Below are 8,640 nucleotides of genomic sequence, written 5' to 3' on the forward strand. Positions count from 1 at the left end.
CGCGACACTCGTATGGGTGTATTCCCGTTTCTTTCCGGCTCTTTGGGCGAGTTGGTTGACCCGGTGGGCCAGCGCCTTGTGGCTGGCGCCGGAGGCTGTGATGAGTCGGCCGAGGGCCTGGTTCGGCTGTTTGGTCCGGCGCGGCGACGCTGCCACGGCGGCTCCCTCAGGGTTCTGGCTGTGGCCCGTTGCCACAGGGCGCTGAGGCGAGCGTAGGCACAACGCCGTGTCCCGGGGCCGGTTTTCGTGAGTTGTGAGCCCCCCTTGTGTGCCTGCTGCGGGGGCACCGCTGCGAGGTTTCCTGGTGCCGTGCCTCTCCCGACGCGGGAAGGGGCATGACTCGTATCCGCCTCTCCGGATGGGACTGAACGCTCATGGACAAGGTTCTTGTTACGGGTGGAGCCGGCTTCATCGGCTCGCACTTCGTCAAACGTCTCCTGCGATCGGACGACGTGGCCAAGGTGACGGTTCTCGACGCTCTCACCTACGCGGGGCACATCGAAAATCTGGGCGAAGCGTTCCTCAGCCCGAAGCTCCGATTCGTACACGGGACCATCCTGGACGCCGGCCTGGTGGACGACCTCGTCAGCCAGCACACGGCCGTCGTGCACTTCGCCGCGGAGTCCCACGTCGACCGCAGCTTCTCCGCGGCCAGGACGTTCCTGTCCACGAACGTCCTCGGCACCCAGACCCTCGCGGACGCGGCTGTGAAGCACGGCATCCAGCGGTTCGTCCACGTCTCCACGGACGAGGTGTACGGGCCGCTGCCGGTCGGCACCGCCACCGAGGACGACCCGTTACGCCCCAGCGTCCCGTACGCGGCGTCGAAGGCTGCCAGCGATCTCGTGGCCCTGAGCTACTTCCACACCTACGAGGTTCCGGTGTGCGTCACGCGCAGCTCGAACAACTACGGTCCGTACCAGCACCCGGAGAAGATCATCCCGCTGTTCATCACTCGTCTGCTCAGGGGCGAGCCGGTCACCCTTCACGGTCGCGGTCAGCACGTACGCAACTGGTTGCACGTCGAGGACAACTGCGCGGGGATCGAACTGGTGCTGCGCGGCGGTGCGCCGGGCGAGGTCTACAACATCGGTGGCGGGACGGACCTCACGAACCTGGAGCTGACCGAAGCGCTCCTGCGCGTGTGCGGGGCCGACTGGGGCTCGGTTACGTACGGGCCGGACCGGCGAGCCAACGACATCAGGTACTCCATGGACTGGACGAAGATTGCCGACAACCTCGGCTACCAGCCCACCCGCGACCTGGACGACGGTCTCGCCGAGACCGCGGAGTGGTACCGGCGTAACCCGGACCGCTGGGCACCGCTCTCCCGCAACCCGCAGGCCACGATGCCGGCCGTCCACATCGCGGCCCCGAGGTCGGAGCGTGACCATGTCCTGTGACCAGTTGCCACAGAACGCGCTGCTGGTGCTTGGCGCGTCGGAGGAGCACATCCCCCTGTACCAGGAGGCGCGACGTCGCGGGATTCCGACCATCGCTGTGGACATGAGAGCGGATGCTCCCGCGTTCCCATGTGCCGACGCGGCGCTGCAGATCTCCACCCGGGACATCGAAGCCATCGCCTATGCGCTGGGCGACGTACGCCCCGCCGGGATCGTCGGCGGCGCGAGCGACGCCGCGCTGGCCACCTGGCACGCACTAGGCGTGCGGTACGACGCCCCGTACGTGTACCCCGCGGACGCATTCGCGGCTCTCGACAAGGCCGCCTTCCATGCCGTTGTCGCGTCCTGTGGCATCACCGACTACGGATGGGCTGCGGCGAGCGATCCGGATGAGGTCGTCGCAAAGGCGGCCGGGCTGGCCTTCCCGCTCGTGATCAAGCCCGTGGACGGTTCGGGCAGCAAAGGCGTCACCCTCGTCGCACGCCCCGACGACCTCCCCACCGCCGTCGCCCACGCCCGTGCCTACTCCGCCTCTCAGACCGTGATCGCTGAGGAGTTCGTTCAAGGGCGGCAGCTGACCATCGATCTCTTCCTGCAGGACGGCAGGTCGATGATGACCTGCGTCAAGGAGCAAGAGTTCGTCGCCGGGGGTTTCGTCGTCAGGCGGATCGGCACGGTGGAACTGCCCTCGGCGGAGCACGACCACCTTGAGACGAGTGCCGAACGGTTGTGCCGTGCGCTAGGCATCGTCGATGGACCAGCGAACTTCGACCTCGTCCTCGGTGCGGACGGTCAGGGGCGCATCATCGAGGCCAACCCGCGTCTCAGCGGCGACAGCATCCCGCGATTGCACGCCGCCGCCTACGGCGTGAACGTCGTGGGTGCACTCGTCGCACTCGCGCTCGGCGAGCCGTTCGACGGTCATCTCGTACAGACGCGCAACGTGCATGCGGCAGTGGAGTTGGTCGGCTCACCGCTCGTCACGAACGGCGAGTTGGTCGCGTGGGAAGGCGTCGCCGAAGCCCGCGACGTCCCCGGGATCACCGACGTCGTGCTGTATGCCCAGCCGGGTGACCTGGTACGGCCGCATGACCAGTCCGGCCACAAGATCGGCATGCTCGTCGCCGCCGGGCCGTCGACTGCGGATGTGTCCGCGGCTCTGGAGACGGCCGGCGCGCTGCTTCGACCGATCGTCCAACCGATCACAGTGGCGAAGGGTGAGTCATGATCAACTCGTCAAGGCCGGATGCCCGGCGCAACGCCAGCCCGTACCTCTACGGTCAGGAGGCCGCCGCCGTCGCCCAGGTCCTGGAGTCCGGCCAGTACGGGCACACCGGCGTCACCGAGGAGTTCGAGCGCGGGATCGCCGCGTTCCTTGGCGTCGACGACGCCGTGGCGGTCTCCTCGGGCACCGCGGCTCTGCACATCGCTCTCCTGGTAGCCGGAATCGGGCCGGGAGACGAGGTGATCGTTCCGTCGCAGACGTTTTGCGCGACCGTACAGTCGATCGTGGCGTGCGGCGCGAGCCCGCGCTTCGTGGAGGTCAGCCCGGACACTCTGTGTGTCGAGAGCGGGGCGGTGCTGGAGGCGATCACTCCGGCCACACGGGCGGTCATGCCGGTGCTGTACGGCGGCAGGGCCGTCGATCTGACCGCCGCTGAGGAAGTCCTCAGTGAGCGCGGCATCACCGTCATCGAGGACGCCGCCCACGCTTTCGGATCCAGCCTCGGGACCCGGCTGGTCGGCAGCACTGGCGCGCTGACGTGCTTCAGCTTCGGCCCGATCAAGAACCTGACGTGCATCGAGGGCGGCGCGATCGTCCCGCGTACATCCCAGGAGGCGGGAGTGGCCCGTCGTCTGCGGACTCTGGGCATCACCCAGTCGCAGGCGGAGCGCGGCCGTACGACGACCTACACGGTCGACGGTTTCGGGCTCCGCGCCACCCTGTCATCCGTTCACGCGGCGGTGGGCAGCGTTCAGCTGGAGCAGTTCCCCATCGTCGCGGCCAAGCGCAAAGCCTTGTGGCGAGCGTACGAGGCCGAGCTGCACGGCATGAGGAACGTGCTCAGGGTCGACGTGGACGTGGATCGCTCCGTGCCTTTCAACTGCGTCGTGAGGGTGCCGGAGCGAGACAGGATCCACGAGATCCTTCGCGCCCAGGGCCTCGGGGTCGGAGTGCACTACCCGCCGAATCACACGCAGCCCGCGTTCGCCCCATGGCACCGCCCCCTGCCGGTAACTGAAATGGTCGGCGAGGAGATCATGAGCCTGCCGTTCCACCCCGCCATGGACTCCGAGGACGTGCACTTGGCGGTGTCGGCCCTGGGACAGGCCCTGACCACCGTCCAACGGCACCTCCGGTAAGACGGGCCGATAGTCACCAACACCCGTCGCGCCAGCATCAGATGGACAGTGAGCGGCCGTGCTCTGACGGCCGCTCACTCAGGCGAGAACGCCTGATATCGTCCGCAAGGTTCGTAGCCCGTCGGCACCCTGGCGTACGCCAAGCCCTCACGATCGGATGCCTTCCTCCAGTGAACAGCGACGACCTCTCCAGCCGTCTGGCTTCCTTACACCGACCGTTCCGGCTACTCGTGACGGGCGGGGGAACCGGTGGCCACACCTATCCCGCCCTCACCGCGGTTCGCGAGTTGCAGACCCGGCTGGCCGCTCACGGATCGCCCCTCGATGTCCTGTGGGTGGGCACGGCCGAAGGGCTCGAAGCACGCGTTGCGCCGGCAGAGGGCATCCCCTTCAAGACGGTGCCCACGGGCAAGCTGCGCCGTTCGGCCAACCCGCTTGCCATGATCAACCGGGAGAACGTGCGGGACATGGGCCGCGTACCGAAGGGTGTCGCGGAGGCCCGCCTGATCGCCGCCGACTACAAGGCCGACGTGATCCTGTCGACGGGCGGCTACGTCGCCGTACCGGTAGGGCTCGCGGCCCGAATGACGAGGACTCCGCTCGTGGTGCACGAGCAGACCGTGCGCCTCGGGCTGGCGAACCGTATCCTGTCGCGCTTCGCAACCGCGGTCGCGGTCTCCTCCGAGTCCTCATTGAAACTGCTGTCGGAAAGCGTGGCCGCCTCAACGGTGGTGACCGGCAACCCCGTACGCCCGGCGGTCTTCACAGGAGACCCCAAGCAGGCCGTGGCGTCGCTCGGACTGTCCGGCTTCGACAGCGCCTTGCCCTGCGTGTACGTGACAGGCGGAGCGCAGGGCAGCGCGCAGATCAACGGCTTGGTACGCGGTGTTCTGCCGTGGCTGTTGACGGCCGCCAACGTGATCCACCAGTGCGGAGCGACGACGCTGGAGCAGTCACGCCAGTTCGCTGAAACACTCCCGGACGAGCTGCGCGGCCGGTACTGGGTGAGCGATTTTATCGGTCCGGAACTGCCCGACGTCCTGGCCCTGGCCGACGTCGTGATCTCCCGCAGCGGCGCCGGCACCATCGCCGAACTGACCGCACTGGGTAAACCGGCTGTGTTGATCCCGCTGGCTTCGTCGGCCGGCAACGAGCAGGAGCACAACGCCCTTCACCTCCAGGGAGCCGGGGCGGCCACCGCACTGACGAGGGAACGGGCGACCCCCGAGGAACTGCGCCGGGCACTGGAACCGCTCATCACCTCCCCGCAGCGCCGTGAGCAGATGGCCGCACGGGCAGCCGCTCAAGGGCTCCCTGACGCGGCGGCCAGGCTGGTTGACTTGCTGCTGGACGTCGGGCTGGCGGAGCGGCAGTAGCCGCGCGGGCGGGCTACGGTGCGCCCCTCCTGCTCTGGCCCTCAAGGCTGGAGAGGAGGGGCTGTCATCATGTGCCGACGATGTCCATGAGGTGATCATCGAGGTCGGCCACGAAGTCCTCACGTCGCCACGGCCGCATCGCCTGCCGGGCCCGGCGGAGCCGGATTGCCGGGACCCTGCCGCCGGTCGAGGTGGCAGCGGTGATGCAGTCGTGCAGCAGCTCGGCCGCCGCGTGAGGGTCGTTCATCCGGATCCGGGCCAGGGCCTGGTCCGTGGTGACGATCGCCCGCTGCACCTGCTCACGCGGCGCCGTGAGTGCAGCCGCTGACCGGGCGAAGTGGTCGTGGGCCGCCGACGGGTCGCCCACGTACAGGTCGCACACACCCTCGAAGCCTCGTAGGTGACCTGCTGAGAACGAGGTGGACGCTGGATCGTCGGTGTGGTCGGCCTCCATGTCGTACCAGGCGAGACCCAGTGCGTCCTGAGACTGCCGTTCCTCCCCGGCTCGGGCGGCGATCTCCGCCTGGAGCGCGTGGGCGCGGGCTCGGATGAGTGGGCTGTCGCCCTTCCTCGCGGTCCGTACGGCCTGGTCGACCAGGACGCGGGCGCCGGCGGTGCCGGGGGTGGAGTACAGGGTGACGAGTGCGTGGCTCATGATCACGCTGGCCTGACGCCAGGGGCGACCCAGGCGGGCGGCCTCGCTGATCGCGGTGGAGTACAGAGCCTTGGACGCCGGGTCGTCGCGTGTCTCGAAGGCGAGGCGCCCGGCCAGGGCGGACGCGGCGACGGCGGCGTTCAGTACGGCGGGGACGACCGGCTCGGGCACCGGCCCCGCGAGGAGGCGGCGGCACATCTCGACCGCGGGCGCGAGCATGAGCTGAAGCCGTACGAACGGCAGGCTACCGACCTGCGAGTTGACGTCGGCGACGACGGCGGACAGGTCGGCGGCCGTCGTGTCGTCCGCCCGGGAGGGATCGGCGAGAGCAGCGGAGAGATTGGCCTGCGCGCCGGGGGACATGAGTGCGAGCATGCCTCCGCCGCCATCGGTCGCGGTGCGGATCAGCGTGGTGCGCAGCTCGGCGATCCGGCCGGCGCTCTCGCCGAGCTGCCCGAGCGCGTCCAGGAACTCGGCGAAGTCGCTGCCAGTGGCGATCGCCAGGTCCCCGGACGGGGTGCGCGCGTACAGGTGCGCCAGTAGGAGCTGGTACCGCTCGTCCGGCACGGTGGCCGCCGACTCCGACTCCCAGCGGGCCACCGATCGTTGCACGCTCGCCACTGCGGGCAGGCGCGGGAGGCGCAGGTCTTCCGCGTAGCCGGTGAGTGCTCGCGCCATGTCAGCGAGGGAGAGCCCGCGCCGTCGCCTCAGGCGCTTCAGCGCAGCGGCCCCCGTTGCTTTGCTGTCCATTCCGCCATAGTGACGCAGATCGCGGCTACACGGGAACGATCAGACGGGGCTTTCCTTGATCTGCCGTGTAGTCGAGGGTCTGCCACGTACCCGACGGAGGGGCGCCCTCCAGCGGAAATCCGATGGTCATATGGGCGCGGTCGACCATCCACCGGTTCCGGGCGAAGTAGGCCGGGGTGCGCAATTCTTCGGCGCCCAGTTCGACAACCTCGCTGATCCGCTCGCGCGTTCGCGTGATCGCCTGCCGTGCTTCGGCGGGCTGCTGGGCGAGAGTGCCGGGCACCACCACAGTCAGGGTCGCGCGGGTATTTCCGGCGAGCCACAGCAGAGACAGGGAGTCGATCCCTTTCGCGCCGCCGATGAAGAAATGCGAGGTGGGAGTGGCGAAGGGGCCGAGATATTGGGCGAAGAGATCCGCGTATTCGGTGAGGCTGCGATGCCCCGTGGAACGGGTGCCGGTGATCGCCACTCGCATGATCGACTTCGTGTCATAGGTTGTCATATCCCGCAGGAACTCCCGTACTGAGACCGTCAATGTGTGAATTCCAACGGCTTGCGAAAACTCGCCGGTCACCTGCGCACCCTCGGGCTCACCGTCGCTGAGAACGACGCCGAGCACCGCATGCACGTGACCAACCCCCTGCACGGCACGGACGAAATCATCGCCCACCCGGACCGGTACGTCACGTCGTACGGGTACGAGGTCGGCGAGCCGGGCCACGAGAAGGAGTGTGCCACCCGCATCGCTCAACTCCTCGCGTGCCCGGCGCCGTCCGCACCGCGCCCCAAACTGGAGACCGTCCGGTGATCCCGGCCCGCATCACGCGCAGCGAGGACTGGTCGGAGGCGGCCATCACCACGTGGCTGCTCAAGGCGGCGGCGGACCCGAAGATCGCTGAGAAGGACTGGGAAGAAAACAGGCCCGCGATGCTTCCCCTCGGGGAACGCTTCGACGCCGTCAAGATGCCGCCGAACCTCGTGTACGCGGCGACCGCCAGCACCGTTCCCGCACAGGTGTGCGACATCCTTGCCACGCTGGTCGACGGCCCGGTGGTCTGCCACCCGAGCGTCTGGTACTACGCACTAGTGCCCGCAGGGACGACGGAGACATGGCGGTCCCCGGACGCCCTGATCCTCGGCCGCGGGGCCTGGCTCGGAGTGCCACGGCTCACCTCTACCCGCCCGGACCCCCCGCTGCCCTACTGGGCGGTGCCCCCGGAGAAGGCCCGCAAGCTCTGTACGCCCGAGGTGGTGGCCGATCTGCTCCAGGCTGGCGCGGCCCGGCTGACGCCGGCGCCTCCGAGCCACGCAGAGCTGTACCGGGCCCGGCTGGACCACCTGGAGAGCTGCGCCGAGTGCAGCGCTGGCAGCGTCTGTGAAACGGGTGCGGCCCTGCGGAAGGTAGAGCGGGAGGGGCGCGATGGAGCACAGCTTCCCTGACCGCCGTCTGCCGGTCATCCGGTCCACTGAGCACGAGGTGACGATGCTGTGGCCGGGGCCGCCGATCACGGCCGAGGACGTGCCCGGCGAGCCGCACGAGCCCGGGGCTCCGGTGCCGTGCGCCCCGTGCCTGGCCGGGCTCCTGTTCGAGCTGAGGTCCCCGCACCGCTGCGAAGAGATCACCGCGGTCCGGGCCGGGACCCGCCGGTTCACCGTGACCGACCCGATGCCCTGCCCGTGCGAGTGCCGCATGGGCGCGGAGCCGGAGAGCACGTGATCGGTCACCATCCCTGCATGCGCTGCGGTGCCGGAGCACCGATGCCGTAGCAGGCGCACGAAGGATCCCCCGGCGGGACCTTCCCTCTGCCGCCCCGGCCGGCCTTCCACGTCCCCCGTTGTGGTCGGCCGGGGCTCCACCACCCATGGCGACCATTCGGGTTAAGGGTCGCGTCGACTCCCGCCCGGCCGGGGCCCGGAAGCCCTGGTCTGGCGGGACCCCGCTCCGCTGCCACTGCCGGAAGCTCTGGCGGCGGAGCGGTTCGCACCCCCGGCTGCATCGTGCAGAGACGGCCCTGCGCCTGGAGGCCAGGAAGCCTTCAGACGCGGGGCCCCATACCGGGGCGAGTGTTAGTGTTTGGCGGTAGTTGAGTCC

9 protein-coding genes are annotated in these 8,640 nt (G+C 69.0%); 7 read left to right on the forward strand and 2 right to left on the reverse strand.

Annotation, left to right across the window (positions count from 1 at the left end; all coding sequences use genetic code 11):
• Window positions 1-374 precede the first annotated feature (374 nt).
• The 4 genes from rfbB to AB0P17_RS36735 all read left to right on the forward strand — a co-directional run bounded on the left by rfbB (window position 375) and on the right by AB0P17_RS36735 (window position 5,143).
• Complete coding sequence (gene rfbB / locus AB0P17_RS36720; RefSeq protein WP_365818177.1) at window positions 375-1,403, forward strand: dTDP-glucose 4,6-dehydratase; 1,029 nt, start codon at window positions 375-377, stop codon at window positions 1,401-1,403.
• On the forward strand, window positions 1,393-2,631 hold the full coding sequence (locus AB0P17_RS36725) for an ATP-grasp domain-containing protein (protein WP_365818179.1): 1,239 nt from the start codon (window positions 1,393-1,395) through the stop codon (window positions 2,629-2,631). Before rfbB ends, AB0P17_RS36725 begins: the two co-directional genes overlap by 11 nt.
• Window positions 2,628-3,767 (forward strand): DegT/DnrJ/EryC1/StrS family aminotransferase, encoded by a 1,140-nt coding sequence (locus tag AB0P17_RS36730; protein ID WP_365818181.1) that lies wholly within the window; start codon window positions 2,628-2,630, stop codon window positions 3,765-3,767. The genes AB0P17_RS36725 and AB0P17_RS36730 overlap by 4 nt, the downstream gene beginning before the upstream one ends.
• Before the next feature lie 170 nt (window positions 3,768-3,937).
• Complete coding sequence (locus AB0P17_RS36735) at window positions 3,938-5,143, forward strand: UDP-N-acetylglucosamine--N-acetylmuramyl-(pentapeptide) pyrophosphoryl-undecaprenol N-acetylglucosamine transferase (RefSeq protein WP_365818183.1); 1,206 nt, start codon at window positions 3,938-3,940, stop codon at window positions 5,141-5,143.
• Window positions 5,144-5,210: 67 nt separating this feature from the next.
• Here the strand turns inward: AB0P17_RS36735 and AB0P17_RS36740 are convergent, their stop codons facing one another.
• Both AB0P17_RS36740 and AB0P17_RS36745 read right to left on the reverse strand, forming a co-directional pair.
• A complete protein-coding gene (locus AB0P17_RS36740; RefSeq protein WP_365818185.1) occupies window positions 5,211-6,548 on the reverse strand; it encodes a hypothetical protein in 1,338 nt (445 codons plus the stop codon).
• A gap of 25 nt (window positions 6,549-6,573) precedes the next feature.
• Entirely contained in the window at window positions 6,574-7,023 is a 450-nt protein-coding gene (locus tag AB0P17_RS36745) for a hypothetical protein (protein WP_365818193.1), read from the reverse strand.
• A 153-nt stretch (window positions 7,024-7,176) separates the two neighbouring features.
• Here AB0P17_RS36745 and AB0P17_RS36750 point away from each other — a divergent pair, with 153 nt between their 5' ends.
• Genes AB0P17_RS36750 through AB0P17_RS36760 form a run of 3 tightly spaced genes read left to right on the forward strand, consistent with a single transcriptional unit; the run spans window position 7,177 to window position 8,265 of the window.
• A complete protein-coding gene (locus AB0P17_RS36750; protein WP_365818187.1) occupies window positions 7,177-7,356 on the forward strand; it encodes a hypothetical protein in 180 nt (59 codons plus the stop codon).
• Window positions 7,353-7,988 (forward strand): hypothetical protein, encoded by a 636-nt coding sequence (locus tag AB0P17_RS36755; RefSeq protein WP_365818189.1) that lies wholly within the window; start codon window positions 7,353-7,355, stop codon window positions 7,986-7,988. Before AB0P17_RS36750 ends, AB0P17_RS36755 begins: the two co-directional genes overlap by 4 nt.
• Entirely contained in the window at window positions 7,969-8,265 is a 297-nt protein-coding gene (locus AB0P17_RS36760) for a hypothetical protein (RefSeq protein WP_365818191.1), read from the forward strand. Before AB0P17_RS36755 ends, AB0P17_RS36760 begins: the two co-directional genes overlap by 20 nt.
• Window positions 8,266-8,640: the final 375 nt, after the last annotated feature.

Origin of the sequence: Streptomyces sp. NPDC088124 (assembly GCF_040685895.1) — a bacterium.
Taxonomy (GTDB): Bacteria; Actinomycetota; Actinomycetes; order Streptomycetales; family Streptomycetaceae; genus Streptomyces.

What these genes read in the sequence shown, in the direction of transcription:
- rfbB (WP_365818177.1), top strand. Translation starts at nt 375, where the DNA reads ATGGACAAGGTTCTTGTTACGGGTGGAGCCGGCTTCATCGGCTCGCAC.
- AB0P17_RS36725 (WP_365818179.1), top strand. Translation starts at nt 1,393, where the DNA reads ATGTCCTGTGACCAGTTGCCACAGAACGCGCTGCTGGTGCTTGGCGCG.
- AB0P17_RS36730 (WP_365818181.1), top strand. Translation starts at nt 2,628, where the DNA reads ATGATCAACTCGTCAAGGCCGGATGCCCGGCGCAACGCCAGCCCGTAC.
- AB0P17_RS36740 (WP_365818185.1), bottom strand. Translation starts at nt 6,548, where the DNA reads ATGGACAGCAAAGCAACGGGGGCCGCTGCGCTGAAGCGCCTGAGGCGA.
- AB0P17_RS36745 (WP_365818193.1), bottom strand. Translation starts at nt 7,023, where the DNA reads ATGCGAGTGGCGATCACCGGCACCCGTTCCACGGGGCATCGCAGCCTC.
- AB0P17_RS36760 (WP_365818191.1), top strand. Translation starts at nt 7,969, where the DNA reads ATGGAGCACAGCTTCCCTGACCGCCGTCTGCCGGTCATCCGGTCCACT.